This window comes from Streptomyces sp. NPDC001070, assembly GCF_053598835.1.
In genome coordinates this window covers 238,452-264,884 of the sequence record NZ_JBSFLB010000005.1, presented here as the reverse complement: position 1 = coordinate 264,884, position 26,433 = coordinate 238,452, and the positions used below count along the sequence as shown (strand labels likewise).

General features: G+C 73.9%; 24 protein-coding genes, 1 other RNA gene and 1 pseudogene. 13 read left to right on the top strand and 13 right to left on the bottom strand.

The window, feature by feature from the left end; translation table 11 throughout:
- Positions 1 to 46: 46 nt before the first annotated feature.
- Both ACWDAS_RS08840 and ACWDAS_RS08835 read right to left on the bottom strand, forming a co-directional pair.
- The gene (locus ACWDAS_RS08840; RefSeq protein WP_450388156.1) at positions 47 to 778 is read right to left on the bottom strand and encodes an ABC transporter permease; all 732 of its coding nucleotides are present in this window, start codon (positions 776 to 778) and stop codon (positions 47 to 49) included.
- On the bottom strand, positions 778 to 1,710 hold the full coding sequence (locus tag ACWDAS_RS08835; protein ID WP_450388224.1) for an ABC transporter ATP-binding protein: 933 nt from the start codon (positions 1,708 to 1,710) through the stop codon (positions 778 to 780). The genes ACWDAS_RS08840 and ACWDAS_RS08835 overlap by 1 nt, the downstream gene beginning before the upstream one ends.
- A gap of 245 nt (positions 1,711 to 1,955) precedes the next feature.
- Between ACWDAS_RS08835 and ACWDAS_RS08830 the strand changes: the two genes are divergently transcribed.
- Genes ACWDAS_RS08830 through ACWDAS_RS08820 form a run of 3 tightly spaced genes read left to right on the top strand, consistent with a single transcriptional unit; the run spans position 1,956 to position 4,859 of the window.
- A complete protein-coding gene (locus tag ACWDAS_RS08830; RefSeq protein ID WP_450388155.1) occupies positions 1,956 to 2,801 on the top strand; it encodes a MaoC/PaaZ C-terminal domain-containing protein in 846 nt (281 codons plus the stop codon).
- Positions 2,802 to 2,824: 23 nt separating this feature from the next.
- Positions 2,825 to 3,901 (top strand): Zn-dependent alcohol dehydrogenase, encoded by a 1,077-nt coding sequence (locus ACWDAS_RS08825; RefSeq protein WP_450388154.1) that lies wholly within the window; start codon positions 2,825 to 2,827, stop codon positions 3,899 to 3,901.
- A 19-nt stretch (positions 3,902 to 3,920) separates the two neighbouring features.
- Positions 3,921 to 4,859 carry a 3-oxoacyl-ACP reductase gene (locus tag ACWDAS_RS08820; protein WP_450388153.1) on the top strand — a complete coding sequence of 313 codons (939 nt, stop codon included), beginning with the start codon at positions 3,921 to 3,923 and terminating at the stop codon, positions 4,857 to 4,859.
- A gap of 17 nt (positions 4,860 to 4,876) precedes the next feature.
- Here ACWDAS_RS08820 and ACWDAS_RS08815 read toward each other — a convergent pair whose 3' ends face one another.
- Positions 4,877 to 5,056: a hypothetical protein gene (locus tag ACWDAS_RS08815; protein WP_450388152.1), complete on the bottom strand. Its 180-nt coding sequence runs from the start codon at positions 5,054 to 5,056 to the stop codon at positions 4,877 to 4,879.
- A 60-nt stretch (positions 5,057 to 5,116) separates the two neighbouring features.
- Entirely contained in the window at positions 5,117 to 6,253 is a 1,137-nt protein-coding gene (locus ACWDAS_RS08810; RefSeq protein WP_450388151.1) for a hypothetical protein, read from the bottom strand.
- Positions 6,254 to 6,433: 180 nt separating this feature from the next.
- On the opposite strand from ACWDAS_RS08810, the gene ACWDAS_RS08805 reads away from it, so the two are divergent.
- The 3 genes from ACWDAS_RS08805 to ACWDAS_RS08795 are packed head-to-tail and all read left to right on the top strand — an operon-like array spanning position 6,434 to position 9,194.
- Positions 6,434 to 7,303, top strand: coding sequence for a Nif3-like dinuclear metal center hexameric protein (locus ACWDAS_RS08805; protein WP_450388150.1), 870 nt, complete (start codon positions 6,434 to 6,436; stop codon positions 7,301 to 7,303).
- Positions 7,300 to 8,043, top strand: coding sequence for a zinc ribbon domain-containing protein (locus ACWDAS_RS08800; protein ID WP_450388223.1), 744 nt, complete (start codon positions 7,300 to 7,302; stop codon positions 8,041 to 8,043). The genes ACWDAS_RS08805 and ACWDAS_RS08800 overlap by 4 nt, the downstream gene beginning before the upstream one ends.
- Positions 8,043 to 9,194, top strand: a complete 1,152-nt coding sequence (locus ACWDAS_RS08795) for a bifunctional RNase H/acid phosphatase (RefSeq protein WP_450388149.1) — start codon at positions 8,043 to 8,045, stop codon at positions 9,192 to 9,194. The genes ACWDAS_RS08800 and ACWDAS_RS08795 overlap by 1 nt, the downstream gene beginning before the upstream one ends.
- Here the strand turns inward: ACWDAS_RS08795 and eda are convergent.
- Positions 9,180 to 9,857 carry a bifunctional 4-hydroxy-2-oxoglutarate aldolase/2-dehydro-3-deoxy-phosphogluconate aldolase gene (gene eda / locus ACWDAS_RS08790; protein ID WP_450388222.1) on the bottom strand — a complete coding sequence of 226 codons (678 nt, stop codon included), beginning with the start codon at positions 9,855 to 9,857 and terminating at the stop codon, positions 9,180 to 9,182. The two genes, ACWDAS_RS08795 and eda, sit on opposite strands and share 15 nt — an antisense overlap.
- Before the next feature lie 252 nt (positions 9,858 to 10,109).
- Positions 10,110 to 10,892: a peroxide stress protein YaaA gene (gene yaaA, locus ACWDAS_RS08785; RefSeq protein WP_450388148.1), complete on the bottom strand. Its 783-nt coding sequence runs from the start codon at positions 10,890 to 10,892 to the stop codon at positions 10,110 to 10,112.
- A 65-nt stretch (positions 10,893 to 10,957) separates the two neighbouring features.
- Here yaaA and ACWDAS_RS08780 point away from each other — a divergent pair, with 65 nt between their 5' ends.
- Together ACWDAS_RS08780 and rnpB are read left to right on the top strand one after the other, a co-directional pair.
- Entirely contained in the window at positions 10,958 to 12,403 is a 1,446-nt protein-coding gene (locus tag ACWDAS_RS08780) for an RNB domain-containing ribonuclease (RefSeq protein ID WP_450388147.1), read from the top strand.
- A 29-nt stretch (positions 12,404 to 12,432) separates the two neighbouring features.
- Positions 12,433 to 12,833: RNase P RNA component class A (gene rnpB, locus ACWDAS_RS08775), an RNA gene on the top strand.
- 2 nt (positions 12,834 to 12,835) lie between these two features.
- Here rnpB and ACWDAS_RS08770 read toward each other — a convergent pair.
- The 6 genes from ACWDAS_RS08770 to ACWDAS_RS08745 all read right to left on the bottom strand — a co-directional run bounded on the left by ACWDAS_RS08770 (position 12,836) and on the right by ACWDAS_RS08745 (position 20,269).
- The gene (locus tag ACWDAS_RS08770; RefSeq protein WP_450388146.1) at positions 12,836 to 14,623 is read right to left on the bottom strand and encodes a helix-turn-helix domain-containing protein; all 1,788 of its coding nucleotides are present in this window, start codon (positions 14,621 to 14,623) and stop codon (positions 12,836 to 12,838) included.
- 216 nt (positions 14,624 to 14,839) lie between these two features.
- A complete protein-coding gene (locus ACWDAS_RS08765; RefSeq protein WP_450388145.1) occupies positions 14,840 to 15,295 on the bottom strand; it encodes a lamin tail domain-containing protein in 456 nt (151 codons plus the stop codon).
- Positions 15,296 to 15,376: 81 nt separating this feature from the next.
- Positions 15,377 to 16,570 carry an acyltransferase family protein gene (locus ACWDAS_RS08760; protein WP_450388144.1) on the bottom strand — a complete coding sequence of 398 codons (1,194 nt, stop codon included), beginning with the start codon at positions 16,568 to 16,570 and terminating at the stop codon, positions 15,377 to 15,379.
- A gap of 30 nt (positions 16,571 to 16,600) precedes the next feature.
- Positions 16,601 to 18,718: a bifunctional polysaccharide deacetylase/glycosyltransferase family 2 protein gene (locus ACWDAS_RS08755; protein WP_450388143.1), complete on the bottom strand. Its 2,118-nt coding sequence runs from the start codon at positions 18,716 to 18,718 to the stop codon at positions 16,601 to 16,603.
- Positions 18,715 to 19,362 carry a hypothetical protein gene (locus tag ACWDAS_RS08750; RefSeq protein ID WP_450388142.1) on the bottom strand — a complete coding sequence of 216 codons (648 nt, stop codon included), beginning with the start codon at positions 19,360 to 19,362 and terminating at the stop codon, positions 18,715 to 18,717. The genes ACWDAS_RS08755 and ACWDAS_RS08750 overlap by 4 nt, the downstream gene beginning before the upstream one ends.
- 133 nt (positions 19,363 to 19,495) lie before the next feature.
- The gene (locus ACWDAS_RS08745; RefSeq protein ID WP_450388141.1) at positions 19,496 to 20,269 is read right to left on the bottom strand and encodes an SDR family oxidoreductase; all 774 of its coding nucleotides are present in this window, start codon (positions 20,267 to 20,269) and stop codon (positions 19,496 to 19,498) included.
- 34 nt (positions 20,270 to 20,303) lie between these two features.
- Between ACWDAS_RS08745 and ACWDAS_RS08740 the strand changes: the two genes are divergently transcribed.
- Together ACWDAS_RS08740 and ACWDAS_RS08735 are read left to right on the top strand one after the other, a co-directional pair.
- Complete coding sequence (locus ACWDAS_RS08740; protein ID WP_450388140.1) at positions 20,304 to 20,618, top strand: 4a-hydroxytetrahydrobiopterin dehydratase; 315 nt, start codon at positions 20,304 to 20,306, stop codon at positions 20,616 to 20,618.
- A 401-nt stretch (positions 20,619 to 21,019) separates the two neighbouring features.
- Positions 21,020 to 22,666: an alkaline phosphatase D family protein gene (locus ACWDAS_RS08735; RefSeq protein WP_450388139.1), complete on the top strand. Its 1,647-nt coding sequence runs from the start codon at positions 21,020 to 21,022 to the stop codon at positions 22,664 to 22,666.
- Positions 22,667 to 22,671: 5 nt separating this feature from the next.
- Here the strand turns inward: ACWDAS_RS08735 and ACWDAS_RS08730 are convergent, their stop codons facing one another.
- Positions 22,672 to 23,682, bottom strand: a complete 1,011-nt coding sequence (locus ACWDAS_RS08730; RefSeq protein WP_450388138.1) for a Gfo/Idh/MocA family protein — start codon at positions 23,680 to 23,682, stop codon at positions 22,672 to 22,674.
- Between the two features lie 81 nt (positions 23,683 to 23,763).
- Between ACWDAS_RS08730 and ACWDAS_RS08725 the strand changes: the two genes are divergently transcribed.
- The 3 genes and pseudogenes from ACWDAS_RS08725 to ACWDAS_RS08715 form a co-directional block, all read left to right on the top strand.
- Positions 23,764 to 25,056 carry a multidrug effflux MFS transporter gene (locus tag ACWDAS_RS08725; protein WP_450388137.1) on the top strand — a complete coding sequence of 431 codons (1,293 nt, stop codon included), beginning with the start codon at positions 23,764 to 23,766 and terminating at the stop codon, positions 25,054 to 25,056.
- A gap of 38 nt (positions 25,057 to 25,094) precedes the next feature.
- Positions 25,095 to 25,292, top strand: coding sequence for a hypothetical protein (locus ACWDAS_RS08720; protein WP_018556880.1), 198 nt, complete (start codon positions 25,095 to 25,097; stop codon positions 25,290 to 25,292).
- Positions 25,258 to 26,340, top strand: a pseudogene (locus ACWDAS_RS08715) (serine hydrolase domain-containing protein); the annotation flags it as partial. The gene ACWDAS_RS08720 and the pseudogene ACWDAS_RS08715, both read left to right, overlap by 35 nt.
- Positions 26,341 to 26,433 lie beyond the last annotated feature (93 nt).

Here is a 26,433-nt window from a genome sequence, read left to right as displayed (position 1 = left end):
ACCGTTCCCTGCTCTCGTTCGCGGTGCGGTTCGGTTCCGGTGTGCTTCACGTCGTGCGTGCCGAGCGGCGGTAGGCGTACACCGCGTACGCGCCGAAGACTGCCGTCCACGCGGCGAGCACGGCGATCGTGCCGGTCTGCGGGATCGCGCCGTCCGCGACGCTCCAGCCGAGCTGCCCGAAGCGGTGGGACGGGGTCCACTCGGAGACCGCCTTCAGCCACCCGGGGAAGACGGAGGCGGGGATCCACAGGCCGCCGACGACGGACAGGCCCAGGTTGCACGCCAGGTTCACCACGCCCGTGGTCTGGCCGGACAGCCGGTAGCCGTTGCCGAGACCGAGCAGGGTGAAGGGGGCGGTGCCGACCCAGAGCAGGCCGCCGATGGCAGCCCACTGCCAGGGCTCCAGTTCCACGCCGTTGACGAGCCCGCCGGCCAGCAGGACGGCCAGGATCGAGGGCAGTACGGTGATCGAGCCGCTGATGCAGCGGCCGGTGACGACCAGCAGCGGCGACATCGGGGTGATCCGCAGCTGGCGCAGCCAGCCGAGGCCCTTGTCCTCGGCGACGCTCGATCCGGTGCTCACCGCCGAGCCCAGCGCGCCGTAGGCGGCCATGCCGATCATGGCGGCCAGCGCGGCGGCCTTGTCCTCCTCCGAGCCGCTGACCCCGAGGTTGGTGAAGAGCAGGTACATCATGACCGGCATGCCGACGCCGAAGACCACGAACGCGGCGTCGCGCAGGGTGCGGCGGATCTCCAGCTTGACGTAGGCGAGCAGCATCAGACGGTCTCCTCGGCGAGGGCGGCGGTGTCCGCGACGGTGACGGGGGCGGTGTCCTCGTCGGAGGACTGCGAGGTCAGGGAGAGGAACGCGTCCTCCAGGCTGGCCGCGGTCACCTCCAGGCCGCGGATCATGCCGCGGTCGGCGAGCGCGACGACGGTCGCGTCGGAGTCGGCGGACCGCAGCAGGGCCCGGTCGCCGCGGACCTCGACGGAGACGACCCCGGGCAGTTGCCGCAGGCCCTCGGTGGCGGCCCCGGCCAGGTCGAAGGAGACGAGGTTGCCGCCGACCGCGCGCTTGATGCGCTCGCCGCTGTCGTCGGCGACGACGCGACCGTGGTCGATCACCACGATGCGGTCGGCGTTCTCGTCCGCCTCCTCCAGGTAGTGGGTGGAGAACAGCACGGTGTTGCCGCGGGCCGCGTACGCGCGCATCGAGTCCCAGAAGGCGCGCCGGGCCTCGACGTCGAGGGCGGCGGTGGGCTCGTCCAGCACGATGAGTTCGGGATTGCCGGCCAGCGCCACGGCGAAGCGGACGCGCTGCGCCTGGCCGCCGGAGAGCCGGTCGGCCCGGCGGCCGGCGACCTCGGTGAGGCCGGCCAGTTCCAGGGCCTCGGCGACGGGCATCGGGGCGGGGTAGGTGCGCGCAACGAAGGTGATCAGTTCGCGCACGGTCACGCGGGGGATCGGCCGGCCGTCCTGCAGCATCGCGCCGACCCGGCCGGCCCGCACGGCCGCGTGCGGGGTGGTGCCGAAGAGCCGGATCTCGCCGTCGTCGGGCTCGTTGAGCCCGAGCAGCAGGCTGATCGCGGTGGACTTGCCCGCGCCGTTGCGGCCGAGCAGTGCGACGGACTCCCCCCGCAGGATCTCCAGGTCGACGCCGTCCACCGCGCGTACCGCGCCGAACGTCTTGACCACCCTGGTGAAACTCACTGTCGTCGTCATGGCACCGACACTACGGCGCGCGCCCCGGGCCGGGTCAGTGGGGAATGTACGGAACCGGGCAGGACAAATGTCACGGCCGCCAAGCTACTCTGACGATGCGTCAGCTATTCCCAGCGCCCGGACGATGCGTTATACATGGGCTGGCTAGAACGCGTTCTAGTGCACGCCCTGGCGGGGCCGACGGTGCGGACGGCCGCGCCAGGGCCCACCGCGCAGCGAAGGAGCCGCCGGACATGCCGATCGACGTAGCCGCCGCCACCTCGGCCGAACCCCGCAGCGCCGAACTCGTCTGGGACCACAGGGACGTCATCCTCTACCACCTCGGCCTCGGCGCGAACGCCCTCAACTACGCCCTGGAAGGGCCCGGTCTGCAGGTCCTGCCCAGCTTCGCCACCGTCGCCGGCGGCTCCGTCGCCGCCGGGGAGGCGCGGGGCGGGCTGTCCCTGCCCGGCATCGAGATCGACCTCGCCGCCGTACTGCACGGCGGGCAGCGCATCGAGGTGCACCGCCCGCTCCCCGTCAGCGGCCGGGCCGTGCAGACCTCGCGCGTCGCCGACGTGTACGACAAGGGCAAGGCCGCCGTCATCGTGCTGCGCCGTGAGGTCGCCGACGACCAGGGCCCGCTGTGGACCTCCGACGCGCAGATCTTCGTCCGCGGCGAGGGCGGCTTCGGCGGCGACCGCGGCCCCTCCGCCCGTACCGCGAGCCCCGAGCGGGCCCCCGATCGCACCGTCGAGCGAGCCACCCGCGAGGACCAGGCACTGCTCTACCGGCTCTCCGGCGACTGGAACCCCCTGCACGCCGACCCCGAGTTCGCCAAGCACGCGGGCTTCGACCGGCCGATCCTGCACGGCCTGTGCTCCTACGGCATCACGCTCAAGGCCGTCGTCGACACCCTGCTCGGCGACGACGCCGGCCGCGTACGCGCCTGCTCCACCCGCTTCGCCGGGGTCTTCTTCCCCGGCGAGACCCTGCGCATCCGGATGTGGTCCGAGGAGGGCCGCGTCCAGGTGTCGGCGACCGCCGTCGAACGGGACGACGCACCGGTCCTCGCCGACACCGTCGTCGAGCACACGTAGTCCGAGGGGAGAGGGGACAACCCATGCGCGCAGCGCTCCTGCAGGAGATAGGCCAGGACAAGCTCGAGGTCGTCGACGACATCGAGGCGGTGGGCTTCGGCCCGGGCAAGGTGCGCATCCGGCTGCGGGCGACCGGGCTGTGCCACTCCGACCTGTCCGCCATGAGCGGCGTCCTGCCGCAGCCCGCGCCCTTCGTCCCCGGCCACGAGGGCGCCGGGGAGATCATCGAGACCGGCGAGGGCGTCGAGGGCCTCAAGGCCGGCGACCGCGTCCTGGTCTGCTGGCTCCCGGCCTGCGGCGCCTGCCCGGCCTGCCGGCGCGGCCAGTCCCACCTGTGCCTGGCCGGCTTCATGAACGCCGGCACACCCAACTTCCGCCGCCCCGCCGGGGACGTCTTCGGCTTCGCCGGCACCGGCACCTTCGCCGAGGAGGTGGTGGTCGCCGCCCCCTGCGCCGTGCCCATTCCCGACGACCTCCCGTACGAGATCGCCGCCCTCATCGGCTGCGGCGTCACGACCGGGATCGGCGCCGCCCTCAACACCGCCCGGGTCACGCCCGGTTCCTCGGTCGCGGTCATCGGCTGCGGCGGCGTCGGCATCAGCGTCATCCAGGGCGCCCGTGCCTCCGGCGCCGCCGAGATCATCGCCGTCGACCCCGTGGAGTCCCGCCGCGACGCGGCCCTGCGCTTCGGGGCGACCGACGCCGTCGCGCCGGAGGAACTGGGCGAAGCGAAAGCCCGCGTCACCGGGGGCGAGGGCTTCGACTGCGTCTTCGAGGTCGTCGGCCGCAGCGCGACGGCCCGTACCGCCTACGAGACCACCCGCCGCGGCGGGACGCTCTGCGTGGTCGGCGCCGGGGCGATGGACGACCTCCTGCAGATCAACATGTTCGAGCTGTTCTTCGACGAGAAGCGCATCCTGCCCTCCCTCTACGGCGGCGGCGACGTCCTGCGGTCCTACGACCGCGTCATCCGCCTCTGGCGCGCGGGGCGCGTGGACCTGGAGGGGCTCATCACCCACCGCGTACGACTCGACCAGATCAACGAGGCCATCGACCAGATGCGCAGCGGCGAGGCCCTGCGCACCTGCATCGCGGTCTGACACCGGGACTGGAGAAGGCATGGGCGTGCTGGACGGCAGGACGGCGGTCGTCACCGGGGCCGGGCGCGGCCTGGGCCGTGCCGAGGCGCTGGAACTGGCGCGGCTGGGCGCCAACGTGGTCGTCAACGACTACGGGCAGCCCGGCCGTGACGGCTCCGGCGAGGCGTCGGCGACCCCCGCGGACGAGGTCGTCGCCGAGATCACCGCGGCCGGCGGCCATGCCGTCCCGCACCACGGCGACGTCGCCGACTTCGCGCAGGCCGAACAACTCGTCCGGCTCGCGGCCGAGACGTACGGGGCCCTCGACATCCTGGTCAACAACGCCGGCATCCTCCGGGACCGGATGGTCTTCTCGATGACCGAGGAGGAGTGGGACTCCGTGGTCCGGGTCCACCTCAAGGGTCACTTCAACACCATCCGGTTCGCCGCCGCCCACTGGCGCGAGCGCGCCAAGGCAGCCGGCGCCCCGGTCTACGGCCGCGTCGTCAACACCTCGTCGGAGGCGTTCCTCGCCGGTTCGGCCGGCCAGCCCAACTACGCGGCCGCCAAGGGCGGCATCGTCGGGCTGACCTCGTCGACGGCGGCCGCCCTCGGCAGGTACGGAGTACGCGCCAACGCCATCTGCCCCCGCGCGCGGACGCGGATGACCGAGGACGTCTTCGCGGGCCTGCGGCGGCCCGAGGAGGGGCCGGACCCGCTGGCGGTGGAGCATGTCGCCCCGCTCGTCGGCTACTTGGCGTCACCGGCGGCCGACCGGATCACCGGTCAGCTCTTCGTCGTGCACGGCGGGATGGTGGCGGTGATGGACCGCCCCCGCGTCGCGGCGAAATTCGACACCGCCAAGGAGGCTTTCACCTACGACGAACTGGACGACGTGCTCACCCCGTACTGGTCGGACCGTGACCCGGGCGACACCTTCGCCGCCACCGACGTCCTGGCCCTGCGCCACGAGGGCTGAAACGGGCGCGGGGCCCGTCAGACCTCCATGGCGGGCGGCCCGGAGGGGCGGCGGTGGCGGCCGTGCGGCGCCTCGACCACCTGGGCGTTGTCGTCTTGGGCGGAAGCCGTACCGCGGTGGCGGCCGGCGTGCTGGCCCTCGGCGGAACCGCCCTCGAGGTGGGCCTCGGCGGCGGTGTCGTGTCGGGCATCGGACATGAGGAGACTCTCCGTCGAATAGCTTGCAGGGTGCGCGGAACGCCGGAAGAGTTTACCGATTCAAGATCCCGTGGCCAGCGGCGCCTTCTGCAACGGCAGCACGGGACTGGTCCTGGCCGCGTCGTGGACGTCCCAGGGACTTCCCTCCGCCACGCCCGCGCCCACCGCCGCGGACGGGACGGGCAGCGCGGGCGGCGCCTCGTACTCCACCGTCCCGCACGGGCAGTGCGCGCACGCGTACGGCAGGCGCAGCACCCCCCGCGCCGACCACAGACCGGCCCCGGCCAGCCACCCCTCCGGGGCCGCCAGCCAGGTGGCGCGGCGCTCCCCGGGCCGCCACACCGCCAGCGACGTGCCGTGCGGGCCGTCCGCGCGGAGCGCGACCGCGCACGCCTCGGGCATCAGCACCTGGCCCGGCTGCGCGGCGAACGGGGTGAGCACCGCGTCCGGGACGCGCAGGCACTCGGCGAACCGCATGGGCTGCCGGCTGCCCAGCACGCCCCAGCCGATGCGGTCCTCACCCGTGGCGTCGCTGCGCACTATCAGCAGCCCGCTGTCCGGCTCCGCGAGCAGCAGTCGGTCGTTGCTGTCGTCGGTGATCTGCAGCAGCGGGCTGACCGCCCCGGCCCGTTCCAGATCGACGGCGACCGTCTTGACCGTCCCCTCCACCTCCCGGTCGAGCGCGAGCAGCCGGCCCGCCCGGTCCAGCCAGGCGCCGCCCGCGCACCGGCCCGGGATCTCCACCAGCCGGCGCGGCCGCAGGTCGCGGTCGTCGTGCACGAGCCACACCGCCGACACCTCCCGTGCCGGGTCGTAGGTCAGCGCGTACGCCTCGCCCGACGCGACCGGCGGCAGCAGCCGTGCCTCCGCGTCACCGCCCGGCAGCGAGCCCACGAGCAGCTCGCCGGTGCCGGGCCCGGTCGGGTAGAGCAGGGCGAGGTCGTACCGGTCGGCGACCCGGCGGCGGATGAGCACGCGGCCGTCGGGCAGCGGAAGGACCTCGGAGCACTGTTCCTCGGGCTGGTTGCCGGGCAGCGGCACGGTGTACGGCTCGGGCCCGCCGAGCGTCCAGCGCTCGGGATACCAGCCGTCGTCCCCGTCCGGCGCCTGGGCCAGGCAGGCGGCGTACGAGCCGTCCGCGGCGATCGCGAACCCGGCGCGTCGCACGGTGGTGGTCTCGGTGGCGCAGGCAGTCATGGTGTGGCTCACCTCCGGGCCACGACGCTAGTTTTCGCACGCCCAGCCGTACGACGTGAGTCGGTGCGCTTCACACGTAAGAGTGGCTCTCGTCCCGTTCCGTCGGACTTCGTATGCTCGCTGTGCTCATGACCAGCCCGGGATTCCGGCCGCCCCGCACCGGCGCGGTAACCTCGACCCGTGCCGAAACTGTCCGACGTCATCGCCGCCCTCGAAGCCCTCTGGCCTCCGGCATGGGCCGAGCAGTGGGATGCCGTCGGTCTCGTCTGCGGGGACCCGGACGCGGAGGTCGGCCGGGTCCTGTTCGCCGTCGACCCGGTCCGGGAGGTCGTCGAGGAGGCGATCGCCACCGGCGCCGACCTGCTGGTCACGCACCACCCGCTCTACCTGCGCGGGACGACGACGGTCGCGGCGACCGGCTTCAAGGGCCGCGTCGTGCACACCCTGATCAAGAACGACATCGCGCTGCACGTGGCGCACACCAACGCCGACCGGGCCGACCCCGGGGTCTCCGACGCCCTCGCCGAGGCCGTCGGCCTGCGGGTCACCGGACCCCTCGTGCCCGACCCCGCCGATCCGGCGGGCCGCCGCGGCCTCGGCCGGATCGGCGAGCTGCCCGAGCCCATGACGCTGGCGGAGTTCGCCCGCCGTGCGGCGGCCGGCCTGCCGGCCACCGCGACCGGACTGCGCGTCGCGGGCGACCCCGGGCGGCCGGTGCGCACCGTCGCGGTGTGCGGCGGCTCCGGCGACAGCCTCTTCGACGACGTACGCAGGGCCGGGGTGGACGTCTACCTCACCGCCGACCTGCGCCACCACCCGGCGTCCGAGGCCCAGCAGGCGGGACCGCCGGCGCTCGTCGACGCGGCCCACTGGGCCACCGAGTGGCCCTGGTGCGAGCAGGCCGCGCGCCGGCTCGACGAGGTGTCCGAACGGCACGGCTGGGCGCTGCGTACCTATGTGTCGCGCGCCGTCACCGACCCGTGGACGGCCCACGCCCCGGCCCCCGAACTTTCCCTTGACGAACCCACGACCTCAGGAGCCCCCCGCTGAAAGCCGCGCCCGCAGACCAGATCCGACTGCTTGAGGTCCAGGCCCTCGACTCGCGCCTCGCGCAGCTGGACCACAAGCGCAAGAACCTTCCCGAGCACGCGGAGATCGAGCGCCTGAACTCCGACGTGACCCAGCTGCGCGACCTGCTGGTCGCCGCCCAGACCGAGGAGAGCGACACCGCCCGCGAGCAGACCAAGGCCGAGCAGGACGTGGACCAGGTGCGCAAGCGCGCCGTCCGCGACCAGGAGCGGCTGGACTCCGGCGCGGTCTCCTCCCCGAAGGACCTGGAGAACCTCCAGCGCGAGATCACCTCGCTCGCCAAGCGGCAGAGCGACCTCGAGGACGTCGTCCTGGAGGTCATGGAGCGCCGCGAGGGCCTGCAGGAGCGGGTCCAGGAGCTGACCGGACGCCTGGACTCCGTCCAGGCCAAGGCCGGTGAGGCGGAGGAGCGCCGCGACACCGCGCTGCGGGAGACCGACGCCGAGGGGTCGTCGGTCACCAAGGAACGCGAGATCATCGCCGGTTCCGTCCCCGCCGACCTGCTGAAGCTCTACGACAAGCTGCGCGCCCAGTCCGGCGGCGTCGGCGCCGCCCGGCTCTACCAGAAGCGCTGCGAGGGCTGCCGGCTGGAGCTGAACATCACCGAGCTCAACGAGGTGCGGGCGGCCGCCGCCGACGAGGTCGTGCGCTGCGAGAACTGCCGCCGCATCCTCGTCCGCACCCCCGAGTCGGGCCTGTAATGGCCCGTACGTTGGTGGTGGAGGCCGACGGCGGGTCCCGGGGCAACCCGGGCCCTGCCGGGTACGGCGCCGTCGTCCGCGACGCCGCGACAGGCGAAGTGCTCGCCGAGGCCGCCGAGTTCATCGGCACGCACACCAACAACGTCGCCGAGTACCGGGGCCTGATCGCCGGGCTGCGCGCCGCGCACGCCATCGACCCGGAGGCCCGGGTGCGGGTGCGGATGGACTCCAAGCTGGTCGTCGAGCAGATGTCCGGCCGCTGGAAGATCAAGCACCCCGACATGCGGCCGCTCGCCGCCGAGGCGAAGACGATCCTGCCGCCGGGGCAGGCCACGTACGAGTGGATCCCGCGCGAGCAGAACAAGCACGCCGACCGGCTCGCCAACGAGGCCATGGACGCGGGCAAGCGCGGCAAGCAGTGGGAGCCCGGCCGCTCCGCCGCCGCGCTCGTCACCACCGCCACCGAGCCCGAGCCCGTGGACGCCGCCCCCAAGGCTGCGCCCGTCGGCTGGGCCGCCGCCGCGGACCTCGGCACGCCGACCACCTTCGTCCTGCTGCGGCACGGCGAGACCCCGCTCACCGCGGAGAAGCGCTTCTCCGGCAGCGGGGGAGCCGACCCCGAACTCTCCGAGAAGGGCCGCTGGCAGGCCCAGCGTGTCGCCGACGCCCTCGCCGCCCGCGGCACCGTGCAGGCCGTCGTCACCTCGCCGCTGGCCCGCTGCCGGCAGACCGCCCAGGCCGTCGCCGACCGGCTCGGACTGGACGTACGGGTCGACGAGGGGCTGCGCGAGACCGACTTCGGAGCCTGGGAGGGGCTCACCTTCGCCGAGGTGAAGGAGGGCTACCCGGCCGAACTCGACGCCTGGCTCGGCTCCGCCAAGGCCGCCCCGCCCGGCGGGGAGAGCTTCGCCGCCGTCGCCCGCCGGGTCTCCCTCGCCCGGGACAAGCTCATCGCCCGTCACCCGGGCCGCACGGTCCTGCTGGTCACCCACGTCACCCCGATCAAGACCCTGGTCCGGCTGGCACTGGGCGCCCCACCGGAGTCGCTGTTCCGGATGGAGCTGTCGGCGGCGGCGCTGTCGGCGGTGGCGTACTACGGGGACGGGAACGCGTCGCTGCGGCTGCTCAACGACACGTCACACCTGCGCTGACCGCGCGGACTGGGCTGTCTGCGCGGACTGGGCTGTCCGCGCAGACGCACGCAGCGCGGCCGCCTCGCGGGCGAGCCGCTCCACCCGGTCCCAGTCGCGATCCCGCAGGGCGTCCTGCGGGACCATCCAACTTCCGCCCACGCAGGCCACGTTGGGAAGGGCCAGATAGTCGGGCGCACGGTCCGCGTCGATGCCGCCGGTCGGGCAGAAGCGGACGTGCGGGAGCGGGGCGGCTAGCGCCTTGAGGTACGCCGTTCCGCGGGCCGCCTCCGCGGGGAAGAACTTCAGCTCCGTCAAGCCGCGTTCGGCCAGGGCGACCACGTCGGAGGCGGTCGACACGCCGGGCAGGAACGGCAGCGCGGACGCCGCCATCGCGTCGACCAGCTCCCGCGTCCACCCCGGGCTCACCAGGAACCGCGCCCCGGCCCGCACCGCCGCCCCCACCTGCTCCCCGCGCACCACGGTCCCGGCCCCCACGACCGCCTCGGGTACCTCGCGGGCCGCCGTGGCGATCGCCTCCAGCGCGGCGGGTGTCCGCAGCGTGATCTCCACCGCGGGCAGTCCGCCCCGGGCCAGCGCCCGGGCGAGCGGGGGCGCGTCGGCGGGGTCATCCAGCGTGACCACGGGGATGACGGGGGCGAGGTTCAGCACCATGCGCCGCATCGTGCCGGGGCCGTGCGGTCTCCGCAACGCCCGTTGCAATGCGTGCAACGGTGCCCCTCGCGGGCCGGTGGTTGTGTGCGGGTGCGTTGTGGTTGCTGTTGGGGGTGGGGGTTGTCCGGCGCGGCACCGACCCCACAACAACCGCGCGAGGCGGTCACTGACCGCGCCGGGCAATCGGGAGGGAGGGGCGGGGATGCCGCCGCAGGCGCAAACAATCCGCACACAACGACGCCGCCGCACAACGACCACGGGTCAATGGACGTCCGCCACCAGCACGTCGAGCCGCCCGGGACCAGCCACCTCCACCGTGAAGCCCAGGTCGCGCAGGGCCGCGACCAGCGCGTCGGGGTTCTTGGGGCGCGCCCCGGACTCCAGGAGGGCCCGGACGATCCGCCCCTTGGTCGCCTTGTTGAAGTGGCTGACGACCTTCCGCGTCTCCGCCTGCACCACCCGCACCGTCGCCGTGCGTCCCGCCAGCGCGCTGCGCGGCGCCGGCTTCCAGGCCGCCCCGTACGCCGCCGACCGCAGGTCCAGCAGCAGGCCGCCGCCCCCGGCCTCGGCGGCCTCGGGGAGGACCTCGGCCAGATGGCCCCGCCAGTACGTGGCGAGCGCCCCCAGCGCCGGCAGCTTGACTCCCATCGAGCAGCGGTACGCGGGGATCGCGTCCCGGATGCCGACGGCGCCCCACAGCCCGGAGAAGACCAGCAGCGATCGGGCGGCCCGGCGCCGCGCGGCCGCGCTCAGGGTGTTCAGGCCGAGGGCGTCGTAGAGCACGCCGGTGTAGATCTCCCCGGCCGGCCGGGTCGGCGCCTCGCGCAGCACGGCGTTGCGGGCGATCTCGCCGCGCAGCCCGGGGCTGAGCCCGAGCACCTCGGCGGCCTTGTCCTCGTCGCCGCCCGCGCAGAGCCCGACCAGTTCCTCCAGCACCGTCGCGCGCGCCGCGGTGAGCCCGGGCAGGGACAGGGCGCCCAGGTCGACGGCGGGGCCGGTGCCGTCGGTGGCCTTGCCCTCGGACGGCGGTAGCAGGACGAGCACAGCTGGTCTCCTTCACGTTTCCCGTGTGCAGTGCAGCCTACGGCCGCCCGACTTACGCTCGCTCTATGCCTCGTCGCCCGATGCGCGTGACGGCCGCCGACGGAGTCCTGCTGCGGTCCGCGCTCGACGCGCTGCGCACGGACCTCCACGTCCGGCGCGACTTCCCGGCCGGCGTGCTCGCCGAGGCCGAGGAGGCCGCACGCGCCCCCCGGCTGCCCGAGTACGACGCCACCGACCTGCCGTTCTTCACGGTCGATCCGCCCGGCTCCCTCGACCTGGACCAGGCGATGCACCTCGCCGGGCGGGAGGGCGGCCGCGGCTACCGGGTGTCGTACGCCATCGCCGACGTCGCCGCCTTCGTCACCCCCGGTAGCGCGCTGGACGCCGAGGCGCACCGGCGTGCGCTGACCCTCTACTTCCCCGACCTGCGTGTGCCGCTCCACCCGCCGGTGCTCGGCGAGGGGGCGGCCAGCCTGCTGCCCGGCCAGGAGCGGCCCGCCGTGCTGTGGCGCATCGACCTCGACGCGGACGGCGCGGTCACCGACGTCGACGTACGCCGCGCCCTCGTCCGCAGCCGCGCCCGGCTCGACTACGCGGGCGTGCAGCACGCCGTCGACGCCGGAACGGCCGAGGAGCCCGTGGCCCTGCTCGGCGTCATCGGCCGGCTGCGCGAGGAGCAGGAACGGGCCCGCGGCGGCATCTCCCTCAACGTCCCCGAGCAGGAGGTCGTGGAACGCGACGGGGGGTACGCCCTGCAGTACCGGGCCCCGCTGCCCGCCGACGCCTGGAACGCCCAGGTCTCCCTGCTCACCGGGATGGTCGCCGCCGACATCATGGTGCGCTCCGGCACCGGCATCCTCCGCACCCTCCCGCTCGCCCCGCACGGCGAGGTGGCCCGGCTGCGACGGGTCGCCGCGGCGCTGGGCATCGACTGGCCGCACATGACCTCGTACGCCGAACTGGTCCGCACCCTCGACCCGCGGCGCACCACCCACGCGGCCTTCCTCCACGAGGCGACCGGCCTCTTCCGCGGCGCCGACTACACGCCCTTCTGGCCCGGCCACCCCGCCGAGCCGGCCCTGCACGCCGCCGTCGCCGACGAGTACACCCACTGCACCGCGCCCCTGCGGCGCCTGGTCGACCGCTATGCGGCCGGGTTCTGCGTGGCCGCCGTGGCCGGGCAGGATCCGCCCGAGTGGGTCGAGAAGGCCTTCCGCGACCTGCCCCGGGACATGCGCGGCGGCTCGCAGTTCGCGGGCACCATCGAGAGCGCCTCGCTCGACCTCGTCGAGGCCGTCCTCCTCGAGGACCGCGTCGGCGAGGTCTTCGACGCCTTCGTCATCGACATCAAGGACTCCGACCCGACCTCGGGCACCGTCCACCTCCGCGACCCGGCCGTCATCGCCCACGTCCGCGGCGGCACCGCCCCGCTCCCGCTCGGCGAGCCCCTCCCGGTGCGCCTCACGCGGGCGGACCCCGGCCGCCACACGGTGCTTTTCACCCCGGCGTGATCGCCCGGTAGCATGGTCGGCACGGCAGACGAGCCGAGCGGGCGGCCGCGTCAGGACTTCGGTCCTGCCGAGGAACGTCCGGGCTCCACAGGGCAGGGTGGTGGGTAACGCCCACCCGGGGTGACCCGCGGGACAGTGCCACAGAAAACAGACCGCCGGGGCCGCAAGGCTCCCGGTAAGGGTGAAACGGTGGTGTAAGAGACCACCAGTGCCCAGGGTGACCTGGGCAGCTAGGTAAACCCCACCCGGAGCAAGGTCAAGAGGGGCCGTCGCGAGACGGCCCTGCGCGGACGATCGAGGGCTGCCCGCCCGAGTCCGCGGGTAGACCGCACGAGGCCGGCGGCAACGCCGGCCCTAGATGGATGGCCGTCGCCCGGCCGGCCGCGAGGCCGACCGGACACAGAACCCGGCGTACAGCTCGACTCGTCTGCCTCACTCCCCGCCGATGTCCGCGAGCAGCGCACCGCACTCCTCGGCGAGCCGGGCCATGCCGTACTCCTCCGCCACCGTGCGGGCCGAACGCAGCAGGCGCGGGGCCTCCGCGGCGGCGCCCGGGCGGCTGGAGGCGCGCAGGGCGCGGGCCTGCCACAGGCGCAGCCGGGCGAGCTGCGGGGCGGAGGTACGGGCCGGGGTGGCCGCCAGGCGGAAGTGCGCGAGCGCCGTGTCCGGTTCGCCGGCGGCGAGGGCGAGCACACCGCAGGCGTGGGCCGTGGGCGCGACCAGCACCGTGGGCCAGCCGGCCAGGGCGATGCCGGTGCCGTTGTGCGGGACCAGCCGTTCGCGCAGCCGGGCCACCAGAGGGCGCAGCTCGGCGTGGCCGGCGAGGGCGGCGCAGGCCTCGGCGAGCACGGTGAGCGTGGGCACCGCCCAGCCGTGCGGGGGCAGGGCACGGAAGCCGTCGGTGTCGTCGGCGAAGGCCTGCAGCAGGTCGGCGGCCTGGTCCCGGGCGCCGGTCTCGCACAGGGCGAGGACGAGTCCGGCCCGCCACACCGGGAAGTAGCCGTGTTCCTGCACGTCGTCGGCGAGTCCGTTGGCGAACAGCTCGTGCATCCGGCCCTGCTCGCGCAGCAGCCAGTACGCCTGGCCCATCCGGGTCTGCCGGAGGTTGCCGGCCGGCACGTCCAGGTCGGCAGCGAGCCGGTCGGCGTACTCGGCGGACTCCCGCAGGATCCAGTCGGCCGCGGCCGCGAACCGGCCGCGCCACAGGTCGAGCGTGGTGTCGAGGGTGCGCTGCTGCCAGCGGGCCAGCTCGCTGCGGCTGGCGGCGGCGTGCCTGCGGTACTCCTGGGCCGTGGCCAGCGCGGGATACACCCGGCCCATGCGCAACTGGTCCACGGCCAGCGCCATCAGCGCCTCACCCCGGAAGTACGCCGAGCCCTGGCGCACGGCGGCGTCGCGCAGCCGCTCCGACAGGGTCAGCGAGGCGGCGGCCGGGGAGAAGTCGTACAGGCCCCAGCGGCACTCGGTCAGCACCTCGCAGCGCACCTCCTCGCCGGCGCCGAAGGCGCCCGCGGAGTCGGCGCGTTCGAGACCCCGCAGGGTGTGGCGGGCGAGGGCCGCGCCGCTGTCCGGGCCCGCCTGGACCATCGCGGTGTCCGCGCTCACCGCCATCGAGAGCTTCTTCGCCCGGTGGGCGTTGAGCCGCAGCCGCAGGGCTCCGGCCTCGGGACCGGGGTCGTCGCGCAGGGCGGCGAGGCTGTCGCCGATCAGGTGCAGCAGCTCCCGGTCGACCTGGCCCGGGTCCGACCAGCGGCGGCAGATCCGCACCACGGCCAGGGCCCGGGCCCGCGGCTGCCCCTGGGCCAGCCGGTGCGCCTCCCGGTAGCAGCGGTCCGCCTCGCGCATCCGGCCCGCGGCGTGCCGCAGATCACCGCGCCGGACCAGCCGGTCGAACTCCTCCCCGTACCCGGAGGCCACGGCGGGGGCGCCGGATACGGCGGCCGCGGCCCGGTCGCCCTGCGCGGCGGCGGTACGGGCCGGGCCGCCGGTCCCGCGGGCCGGCCGCGGCAGCGGGGCGAGGCCGAGCAGTTCACCCCCGGCGTCGAGGACCTTGTCGCACTTCTCCGCCAGTTCGTACGTCGGCCGGCGCCGGCCGTTCTCGACCCGGCTCAGGAAGCTGCGGCTGCACGGCACCTGCTCGGCCAGTTCACCGAGCGACTGCCCGGCGGCCTGACGCCTCCGGCGCAACTCCTCGCCGAAGCCGTTCTGTTGCCCCTCCACGTGCTGCCTCCGTGTTCGGTTGCCCGGCCGGTGTTGCCAAATATGCCCTGGCAACACCCGGGGTCTACGGATAACTGCGGAATTGGGCGAGCCTGGGTCGTGCGAGGTGGGGAGGAGCGCGCCGGTGACGGGGGACGTCCGGACCGGATCGGTGGGGGGCCGCACAGGGGACGGCCTCGTACCGATCCGGTCGGGCGCTGGTGGCGCGGCCCGGGCTCAGCAGGTCTTGGAGTCCGCGCGCGTGCTGTTGTAGCTGCAGCTGTCGACCTTGGAGCCGCTCGCCTTGCGCAGCGTCGCCGTGTCCTTGTCGTTGTTCCAGACGTAGGCGCGGCGGTCCTGGTAGCGGGTGGAGGAGGTGTCGTCACCGCTGCCGGTGCGGACCTTGACCGTCTTGCGGGCGCCGAGCGTGTACGCGCCGAAGGTGTACGCGTGGCGGGAGGCGTCGGTGAGGGTCCAGCCCTTGAGGCTGACGGCACGCGAGGTGGAGTTGGTGATGGTGACCCACTCGCCGTTGAGGCTCTTGTTGGAACGGTTGTCGCTGCCGGGGCTGTCGTAGTAGATCGTCGCGATGTGCACGGAGCCGGCGGCCTCGGCGGCGGGGGCCGCGACGAGGGCGGGGGCGGTCGCGGATATCGCCGCGATCAGGCAGGCGACGGCGGTGCGGTGGCGCATGGTGTTCGGTCCCCCCAAGGGATGGTGCGAATACGAGGGGACGAGCGTACACATCTGCCGCACTCCTTCATCGCGGAACCTTCACACTCCCCGGCGGGCCCGCCTGCCGCGCGTCCCGCCGCCCGCCGGCCACAGGCGCGGGCGGCGCCGGGCGGCGAGGTCCTCGGCCCAGCCGACCAGCAGGACGGCGGCGCCGATGAGCGGCCAGACCACCAGGAACTGGAACCAGGTCGCGTCGAGCGGGAGATGGGCCTCGAAGAAGGGGACGTCCCACATCAGGTCGATGAGGGGGACGCTGGCGAACAGGGCGACCTCGTGCCACAGGTAGACGGTGACGGCGCGGGCGTTGAGGAGCCCCACGGCGCCGTCGGCGACCGGCACGCGGCGCATCCGGCGGGGGCGGAAGCGGAGCAGCAGGAGGACGAAGCCGGCCGACCACAGCGCCTGGGCCAGCGGGATCTCACCGAGGTCGATGCCCTCGTCGGTGGGGTGGGTGTACGCGAACCAGGCGCCCGCGGCGAGGCAGAGCGCGGCCGCGACGACCACCGTACGGACCCGCAGCGCGTCCAGCAGGCCGTCGCGGTGCGCGAAGCCGAGCAGCCAGCAGGCCGCGAAGGTGACGAGGTCGGCCATCGGGGTCAGGGCCGGCTCGACGAGCGGCAGCCGGTCGTACTGGGCGAGGACGACCAGCACGCCGCAGGCGGCGAGGCAGGAGCGCGGCGCCGCGCGGAAGGCCTTGAGCAGCCACGGGGAGAGCAGGACGAGCCACAGGTAGGTCCGGATGTACCAGAGCGGCGCGAGCATCTGCTCGGCCCAGGCGGTGCCCGGCGGGTCCGCCAGCGGAAGGATCCACAGCAGCATCCGGTGCCAGGAGCGGGGCCGCCAGCCGTGCAGCACCATCAGGACGGTCACGACCGCGGAGAAGAGCCAGAAGGGTACGAGCAGCCGCCGCAGCCGGCCGCGCAGCACGGACAGCGCGGGCCGCTGGAGCGAGTGCGCGGCCAGGGAACCGGCCAGGGCGAACATGATGCCGATGGACGGGAAGACCAGGGTCAGCCAGGCCCAGCCGAAGGTGTGGTAGAAGACCACCCGTACCAGGGCCAGGGCGCGCAGCAGGTCGAGGTAGCGGTCCCGGCCGCCGCCCCCTCCGCCGCCCTCCGGGGAGGAGGCGGCGGAGGGGGCGGGCCCCCGTGGGCCCGGTATGCGTGTCGTCCCGGCGCCCTCCGCGGGGAGCGGCGGGGCCGCCGCGGGCCCCGCCTCGCGTGCTTCGGGCATGGGGAAACTCCTCTTTTGCATCGGGGGTGTTCAGGTGCGGGTTGCGGTGCCGCTGCCCACGGGCGGACTACCGACCTCGCCGGTGCGCCGCAGCTTGTGCCAGCCCAGCCGGCCGCCGTTGGCGGCGGTCACACAGGACTGCAGCAGCACCAGGTACATCAACTGCCGGTACAGCACCTGCTGGAGCGGCAGCGGCCACAGGTCGCGCAGCGGTTCGCCGTCCAGCCGGAAGGCGTACGCCGCGCACGCGGCCTGCACAGCGAGCACGCCCGCCCAGGCGAGCGCGGTGCGAAACGGGTCCATGAAGACCAGCCCGTAGACCGCGAACACGTCGATGAGCGGGGCCAGCAGCGGAGCCAGCACCTGGAAGAGGACGACGAGCGGCAGTCCGACCCGGCCGAAGCGGCCGGAGTGGCCGCGGTCCAGGACCGCGCCCCGGTGCTTCCACATCGCCTGCATCGTGCCGTAGCTCCAGCGGTAGCGCTGCTTCCACAACTGCCGCACCGAGGACGGCGCCTCGGTCCAGGCACGGGCGCGCTCGGCGTACACCACGTGCCAGCCGGCCCGGTGCAGCGCCATCGTGACGTCGGTGTCCTCGGCGAGGGTCTCGTCGCTCATGCCGCCGACGTCGCGCAGCGCGTCCCGCCGGAAGGCACCGCACGCGCCGGGGATGGTCGGCATGCAGCGCAACAGGTCGTACATCCGCCGGTCGAGGTTGAAGCCCATCACGTACTCGATGTGCTGCCAGCGCCCGATCATCCGGGTGCGGTTGCCGACCTTGGCGTTGCCGGCGACCGCGCCGACCCGAGGGTCGCCGAAGGGCTGCACCAGCTCCCGTACGGTGGCCGGCTCGAAGACCGTGTCGCCGTCCATCATCACGATCAGGTCGTGCCGGGCGTGCGCCACGCCGTTGTTGAGCGCCGCGGGCTTGCCGCTGTTGGGCTGCCGCACGAGGGTCACGCCGGGCAGGTCCAGGGCCTCGACGAGGTCTGCGGTGCCGTCGGTCGAGCCGTCGTCGACGACCACGATCTCCACCGGATGGTCGCCGGCGGCGAGGGAGTTCACCGTCTGGGTGATGCACTCCTTCTCGTTGTACGCGGGCACGATGACGCTCACCGGCTCGATCACCGGCGGCCCCCAGCTGAAGCCGGGCGCTCTGCGCTGCCGCGCGTGCCGACGCGCCAGCACCAGCATGGCGGCGAACCGGGCCAGCACCAGCAGGCCCACTCCGGCCAGGAGGACGGCGAGCGCCGGGACGGAGGTCTCGGAGAACTCGACCGCGGCGACGAAGATCCGTCCCTTCCACAACTCGGAGCCGGTGACCCTGTCGTTGGTGGACGTGGCGCCGACCGCGCCGCCCACGGTGGTGAAGCGGTAGCCGCGCTCCTTGAGCAGCGGAATCAGCCGGTCCAGCGCCGCCACGGTCTGCGAACGGTCGCCACCGGCGTCGTGCATGAGCACGATCGCGCCCTGCCCCGGCTTCGCCGGGACGGAGCCGTCGACGACCGCCTGGACGCCGGGCCGCTGCCAGTCCTCCGCGTCGCGGTCGATGAAGGCGGTGACGTAGCCCTGCCTGCCCACCCGCTGGACGACCGGCCAGGACAGGTCGTCCAGGGCGTCGGAGGTCGAGGAGTACGGCGGGCGGAACAGGGAGGCGTGGATGCCGGCGGCCCCCGCGAGCGCCAGCTGGGTCTGGGACAGCTCCCGGTCGATCCGCCCCGGCGACTGGTACACCAGGTCGGGGTGGGAGAAGGTGTGCACGCCGATCTCGTGGCCCTCGGCGACCATCCGCCGGATCAGGCCGGGGTGCCGGGCGGCCATGCCGCCGGTCACGAAGAAGGTGGCCGGCACATGCTGCCGTTTCAGCACGTCCAGCACCTTCGGCGTCCAGACCGGGTCAGGTCCGTCGTCGAAGGTGAGGGCGATGGTGTGGTCGGGGGTGCGGTACGAGCGGGGCCGGTCGCCGGTGGCGTCGACGACCGGGCCGCCCTTGAGCACCGCCTCCGGCACCTTGTCCGCGGAGACCGGCGGGTGCACCCGGTGGTCGGCTTCGAAGTCGCCGCGCACGTAGCCGCCGAGCAGCAGGACGCACACGAGCATCACGAAGGCCAGCAGGGGAATGACGAGCCGGGGGCGCAGGGGGGTCACTGGCCGCCCTGCGGCTGCTGCTCGACGGGGCCGTCGGAGGCGCCCGGGGCGGCGGAGGCGGAACCGCTGGGCTGTCCCGACGGGGGGCCGGACGGAGCCGGTTCGGTCGCGGTCGCGCCGGCGGTCGGCGTCGGGGCGGCCGGGCTGCCCGCGGTCGCGCGCGGGGTGGCCGGAGCGGCCCCGCCGCTGCCCGAGGCGCGCTTGGACGGGGAGGTGCGGGGGCTCGGGGAGGCGGAGGAGCCGGCCGTCCGGGACGGGGGCGGCGCCGCCGCCCCCGCCCGGAGGAAGCCCGCCGTCACCGGGGGAGCGGCCTGGTCGGCCGGTACGTCGAGTTCTCCTGTCCCCGAGGAGCCCGCGTCGTCCGGCGCTGTGCTCGGCACCCCCGGCAGCGGCAGCAGCGTCTTCGGCGCGATCGGCGTCGCGCCGGAGAGGCTGAGCGCCAGCGCCGCCGTGTAGACGGAGCAAGCCGCGCCGACCAGCCAGCCGGCCCTGCGTACCGCGCGGGCCCGTCTCCCGCTGGCGTCGACGAACACGGGGCCGGGCAGCGATATCAGCTCGGTCTCCGGCTCGGGGGCCCCGGCTTCGGACCCGGCATCGTCTGCGGGCGTTTCTGACCATACGTCGCGGTGGTGCTTGGAGAGCATGCCGCAACGTAACGCGACGCAAGCAGTCCTATGGGGCGTATTTCGGATTTGACTGTTTAGGGCGGTGAAGTGGTCGATTCCGGCCGCGGCTGGCTGTGGCGCCCGCCGGGCCCTGCCGGGCCCTGCCGCGGCCTCAGCCGCGGCCGATGTACGGCATCGACGTGGCCATCACGGTCGCGAACTGCACGTTCGCCTCCAGCGGCAGCGACGCCATGTGGGCGACCGTACGGGCCACGTCGGCGACGTCCATCAGGGGCTCCGTCATCAGCCGGCCGTTCGCCTGCAGCGTCCCGGCCGCCATCCGCTCGGTCATCTCCGTCGCCGCATTGCCGATGTCGATCTGGCCGCAGGCGATCCGGTACGGACGGCCGTCCAGCGACAGCGACTTCGTCAGGCCGGTGACGGCGTGCTTGGTCGCGGTGTACGCGATGCTCAGCGGACGCGGGGCGTGCGCGGAGAGGGAGCCGTTGTTGATGATCCGGCCGCCCTGCGGGTTCTGCGCCCGCATCATCCGGAAGGCGGCCTGCGCGCACAGGAACGCGCCCGTGAGGTTGACGTCCACGACGGCACGCCACTGGTCGTGGGTCAGCTCGTCCAGCGCGACGGCGGGCGCGCCGGTCCCCGCGTTGTTGAACAGCAGGTCGGCCCGCCCGTAGCGGTCGCGTACCGCGGCGAACAGGGCGTCCACCGCCTCCGGCCGGGTGACGTCCGTCGGGATGACGGCGGCCTCACCGGTCATCGCGGCGGCCGTCTCCAGCAGCGCCTCCTCCCGGCGGCCGGCCAGGGCCACCGTCCAGCCCGAGGCGGCCAGTTCGCGCGCCACCGCCCGCCCGATCCCCGACCCGGCACCGGTGACCACCGCGACGCCGGCCGTCCCGCCCGTCTGATTTCCCGCGATCTCAGTCATGGCTCAGCAGGGTATGCGGTGCCACGATGGAACCATGCCGCCCTACGCCGACCCCCTGTCGCACAAGGAGATCGAGGACCGCCTCGCCGAGCTGCCCGGCTGGTCCCTGTCCGACGACGGCGCGAGCCTGCTGCGCACGTACCGGCTGCCGCACATCCCGGCGGCGGTCTTCGCGGTCCACATCGCGCAGATCCAGGACGAACTCAACCACCACAGTGATCTGACGCTGGGTTACAACTCGATCGCCATCTCCATCACCACGCACGCGGCCGGCGGCCGGCTCACCGAGCGGGACTTCGGCCTGGCCCAGCGCATCGAGGCCATCGCCCCGGCGCACGGCGCGGCGTAGCGGCGCGGTTGCCGGGCGCGGCGCCCGGGGTGTCGCCTTCCGGTCACCCCTGCCCCGGGCGGTGTGTGACGGTCCCGGGCCGTGGGCCCGCGGCCCGGAGCGCGACGGCGGGTCCGGCGGTCCGGCGGCGACGGCGCACTCCGGTCGTGTCGCGGTGGCCGGACCCGCCGGTTAGGGTGGCGGTTCCGGGGCACGCCGGTGACATTGCGTCAGGCCCGCTGCAGGCGCGCGGATCGTGATGCGTGGGCTCGCCGCCCGCCGTCCCGTCGAGGGTCCTGTGACGCCGAACGGGGGGTTCAGGGAACTCGCGCGCGCGTCATCGGAGTGTCGTGCGCACGTCAACGTATAGTCCCCCTGGCCACTGGACTGGGGCCACGCAACCCACCGCCAGGGAGGGACACGTGACGCACCCGCAGGGCCATGGCCCCCACGACCGCACGCTGCGCGCCGCCGCCGCGCACTTCGACCGGCGCCGGTTCCTGACCGTCACCGGGGCCGCCGCGGCCCTCGCGTTCAGCACGAACCTGCCCGTCGCCGGGGCCGCCCAGGCGGCGGAGGCGGCGCCGGAGGCGATCACCGAGGACCCGTTCACGCTCGGCGTCGCCTCGGGCGACCCCCTGCCGTCGGGCGTCGTGCTGTGGACCCGGCTCGCGCCGCGCCCGTACGAGCCGGGGCCGGGCAGCGGACTGCCGGACGCCCGGGTGCCGGTCCAGTGGGAGATCGCGCGCGACGAGCGCTTCGCGCGCGTCGTCCGCCGCGGGACCGCCTTCGCGCACCCGGAGTTCAACCACACCGTGCACGTCGACGCCCAGGGCCTCGAGCCGGACCGGGTGTACTACTACCGCTTCCGCGCCGGCACCTGGACCAGCCCCGCGGGCCGTACCCGCACCGCTCCGGCGACGGGCGCGCGCCCGTACGAGATGCGGTTCGCCGCCGTGACGTGCCAGGCGTACCACGACGGGTACTTCACCGCGTTCGGCCACCTCGCGAACGAGGACGTCGACGCCGTCTTCCACCTGGGTGACTACCTCTACGAGTACGCCGTCGGCGCCACCGGCGGCGCCCGCGCCTACACCGACCGCACCCTGCCGGCCTGGTTCGACAAGGAGACCGTCACGCTGGAGGACTACCGCCTGCGGTACGCCCTCTACAAGACCGATCCCGACCTCCAGGCCGCGCACGCCGCCTTCCCCTGGTTCGTCACCTGGGACGACCACGAGACCAAGAACAACTACGCGGGCGGCGGGGACGGGAACGGCGGCCCCGCCGACGAGTTCCTGATCCGCCGCGCCGCCGCCTACCGCGCCTACTGGGAGAACCAGCCGCTGCGCGCCCCCCAGCTCCCCCAGGGCCCGGACATGACCCTCTACCGCCGCTTCCACTACGGCCGGCTCGCGCAGTTCGACATCCTCGACACCCGCCAGTACCGCTCCGACCAGGCGTACGGGGACGGCTGGCAGCTCCCCGGCCCGGAGTCGGAGGACCCGGCGCGCACCATCACCGGCGCGGCCCAGGAGCGCTGGCTGCTGGACGGCTTCCGCAGCTCGCACGCCACCTGGAACGTGGTCCCGCAGCAGGTCGTGCTGTCCCGGCGGAAGAACACCACCGCCGCCGTCTCCCCGCTCAGCATGGACGCCTGGGACGGCTACCCGGCCTCCCGCGACCGCGTGCTGGCCGGGGCGCGCGCCGCCGGAATCGAGAACCTGCTGGTGCTCACCGGCGACGTGCACGTCCACTGCGCCCTGGACGTGAAGGCCGACTGGGACGACCCCACCTCGCGCACCATCGGAACCGAGCTGGTCACCAGCTCGATCTCCAGCGGCCGCGACGGCTCCCCGCGCCCCGCCAACTGGGGGACGCTCATGGCGGCCAATCCGCACCTGCGCTTCTACGACGGGCGCCGCGGCTATGTGACGGTCCGTCTGGACGCCGAGGAGGCGCGTGCCGACTTCAAGACGGTCGACTCCGTGACCGCCCCCGGCGCGGCCCTGACCACCGCGGCGTCCTTCGTGACCGAAGTCGGGGACCCCGGCCTGCGGGAGGCCTGACGGGCTCAGTCCTCGCCGGGGTAGCGGACGCCGATGCGGTCCCGGACCGTGTCCAGCGTCCGCATCACGGCCAGGCTGCCCTCGAGCGGCACGAGCGGGGACTCCCGTTCGCCCGCGCGCAGGCAGCGCATGACCTCGGCCGCCTCGTACTGCAGCCCGCGCAGGCCGTTCTCCGGGGCGCCGAACTCCTCCGGCTCGCGCCCCTCGCGGTGCAGGACGAAGCGGTCCGGGTGGAAGAAGCCGCGCGGGATCTCGATCCGCCCCGCAGAGCCGGTCACCACCGCCGTGCACGCGGTGTCGGCGGTGAGGGAGCAGCTGAGCACCGCCATGGCGCCGTTGTCGTACCCGAGGAGCATGCCGGTGTTGCCGTCCACGCCCTCCGGGGTCAGGTGCGCCCAGGCCTGGACCTCGTCGGGCTCACCGAGCAGCAGGTGGGCGAAGGAGACCGGGTAGACGCCCAGGTCCAGCAGGGCGCCGCCGCCGAGGGCCGGGTCGAGCAGCCGGTGGCCGGGCGCGAACGGGCCGGCCAGGCCGAAGTCCGCGTGCACGCTGCGGACCTCGCCGATCGCCCCGTCCGCGACGAGCTCGGTCAGCCGCCGCACCACGGGGTTGCAGTAGGTCCACATCGCCTCCATCAGGAAGCGCCCGTGGGCGCGGGCGAGGTCGGCCAGCTCGCGCGCCTCGACCGCGTTGACGGTGAACGGCTTCTCGCACAGCACCGACTTCCCGGCCCGCAGGCACAGTCCGGCCGCGACGCGGTGCGCCGAGTGCGGGGTCGCGACGTAGACCACGTCCACACCCTCGTCGTCGGCGAGTTCGGTCCAGCTGCCGTACGCGCGCGGGATGCCGAAGCGGTCCGCGAAGGCACGCGCGGCGGAGAGGCTGCGCGAACCGACCGCGACGATCTCGGCGTCGTCCTTCATCTCCCGCAGGTCCTCGGCGAAGGACGCGGCGATGCCACCGGTGGCCAGGATGCCCCAGCGCACCTTTGTCCCGGAATCGACCGATTCGGTCATGAATCTGCCCCCACCTGGCCTCGACCACCTCGTGATTGCTGAGAGCATAGAGAACGATTCACACACCACGGAGAGAGGCCCATGCCGGAAGCCGGCGCGACCCCGCCCGACCAGATATCCACACCGGGGACGTCAACCCCGGTACGACGCGCCGGAGACGGCCAAGGAGCTCGCACCAGCCTGCTGGTGACCGTCCTCCTCGGCGGTCTCACCGCGCTCCCCGCGCTCTCCATGGACATGTACCTGCCGGCTCTTCCGCAGGTCACCGAGGCGCTGCGCAGCCCCGCCGTCACGGTGCAGCTCACACTCACCGCGTGCCTGGCCGGACTGGCCCTGGGCCAGATGATCGTCGGCCCGATGAGCGACCGCTGGGGCCGCCGCCGTCCGCTGCTGGCCGGGTTGGCGCTCTACGTCCTCGCCACCGCCGTCTGCGCCTTCGCGCCCACCACGCAACTGCTGATCGGCTTCCGGCTGCTGCAGGGCCTCACCGGCGCCGCCGGAATCGTGATCGCCCGCGCGATCGTCCGCGACCTGTACGACGGCGTGGCGATGGCCCGCTTCTTCTCCACCCTGATGCTGATCTCCGGGGTCGCGCCGATCGTCGCCCCGCTCATCGGCGGCCAGGTGCTGCGGTTCACCGACTGGCGCGGGGTCTTCGTCGTGCTGACGGTGATCGGCGTGCTGCTCACCCTCGTGGTGTGGCGCTGCCTGCCGGAGACGCTGCGCCCCGAGCACCGGCACGGCGGCGGGTTCGGCGAGACCCTGCGGGCCATGCGCGGGCTGCTCGGGGACCGTGCCTTCACCGGCTACATGCTCACCGGCGGCTTCACATTCGCCGCGCTGTTCGCGTACGTCTCCGCTTCCTCGTTCGTGGTCCAGGAGATCTACGGGGCCTCCCCGCAGACCTACAGCCTGCTCTTCGGCCTCAACTCCGTCGGCCTGGTGGCGCTGGGTCAGGTGAACGGCAAGATCCTGGTCGGGCGGGTCAGCATGGACCGGGTGACGGGGGTGGGGCTGACCGTGATCACGGTGGCCGCGGCCGCGCTGCTGGCCCTGACCTCGGGAGTCTTCGGGCACGTGGGGCTGGTGCCGGTCGCCGCGGGGCTCTTCGTGCTGATGGCGGCGATGAGCCTGGTCCTGCCCAACACCAACGCGCTCGCGCTGATGCGCACCCGGCACGCCGCCGGATCCGCCTCCGCGCTCCTCGGCACGACCTCCTTCCTGGTGGGCGCGATCGCCTCGCCGCTCGTCGGGATCGCGGGCGAGCACACGGCGGTGCCGATGGCGCTGGTGCAGCTGGGCAGTGTGGTGGCGGCCTGGATCTGCTTCGCCGGGCTGTGCCGACCGTGGCGGCGTACTGTGGATGCACGGTGATTCGTGCCGTCATTGCCGCGCCGAGTCAGGAGGCAGCGATGTCCGAGCCGATCGACGAGAGCAAGTGGGCCTGGAAGACCGCAGACAGTTGCCTGCACACCGGGTCCGAACACATGATCGATCCGGAAGACCTGGTCATGGCCTCCGGCCGTGAGCCGACGCCGGCCCTCATCGAGAAGGCCCGCAAGTTGCTGGAGGAGCATGGCCCCGCAGCTGTCGAGAGGTACCTGCCGTGAGGCGGAGCTGCGTGGCGACGAGCTGAGCCTGCTCGTCACGGACATCACCCCATATCTGGAGCCCGCGTCCCCCTCCGTGCATCCCTGGTGCGCGGGTGCGGTGGTCCTCGCGGGGCGCGGCGGCACGGTGGCCCTCCACGAGTCCGTGGGGTGGGCGGTGCGCTACGCCTCGTACGACGAGTCCGCCGACCGCGGTGTGGAGCTGCCGCCGGAGCGGCGGGTGCCGATGCGGCCGGACACGGTCTTCGACCTCGCGTCGCTGACCAAGCTCTTCACGGCCGTGGTCGCGGTGGGCCGGCTGGAGCTGGGGCGTGAGGTCGCCGCCTACGTGCCCGAGTTCGCCACCGCCGGCAAGCAGCGCATCACCGTGGGGCAGCTGCTCGACCACACCTCCGGACTCCGTCCCGAGCTGCCCTTCTACGACCATGCCGACGCCGAGTCGCGGGCCAGGCTGCTCTGGGGCGAGGCCCCGGTCGTCGCCCCGGGCAGCGAGCGGGTCTACTCCGACCTCAACCTCATCGCGCTCCAGCACGTCCTGGAGCGGACCACCGGCGAGGCCCTGGACGCCCTCGTCCGGGAGGACGTCACCGACCCGCTCGGGATGTACGACACCCGCTACAACCCGCCCGCCTCCTGGATCCCGCGCATCGCCGCCACCGAGGACCAGCGCCGGCCCTGGGCGCGCCTGGACCGCGGACCGCTGCGCGGCACCGTCCACGACGAGAACGCCCACGCCATGGGCGGGGTCGCGGGTCACGCGGGGCTGTTCTCCACCGCCTGGGACCTCGCGCTGCTCTGCCGCGCGCTGCTGGACCGCGGCGGCCCCTACCCCGGCTTCGAGGTCGACCGGCCCTGGTTCATGGGCGCCCTCGCGGGGCGCGGCGCCGCCGGGCACACCGGTTTCACCGGCACCAGTCTGGTGATCGACCCCGCCACCGACGCCTTCCTGGTGCTGCTCGCCAACTCCGTGCACCCGTGCCGTACGTGGCGCGACGGGAGCGCGCCCCGGGCGGCCGCGGGCACGCGGTTCGCCAGGGCGCTCGGTGTGGCGTGAGCCGGGCGGGGCCATGGGGGCGGCGGGCACCGCGGATGCGACGTCTTGAATCGGGCATATTGCCGTCAATCGGGTAGTTTGGCTGGC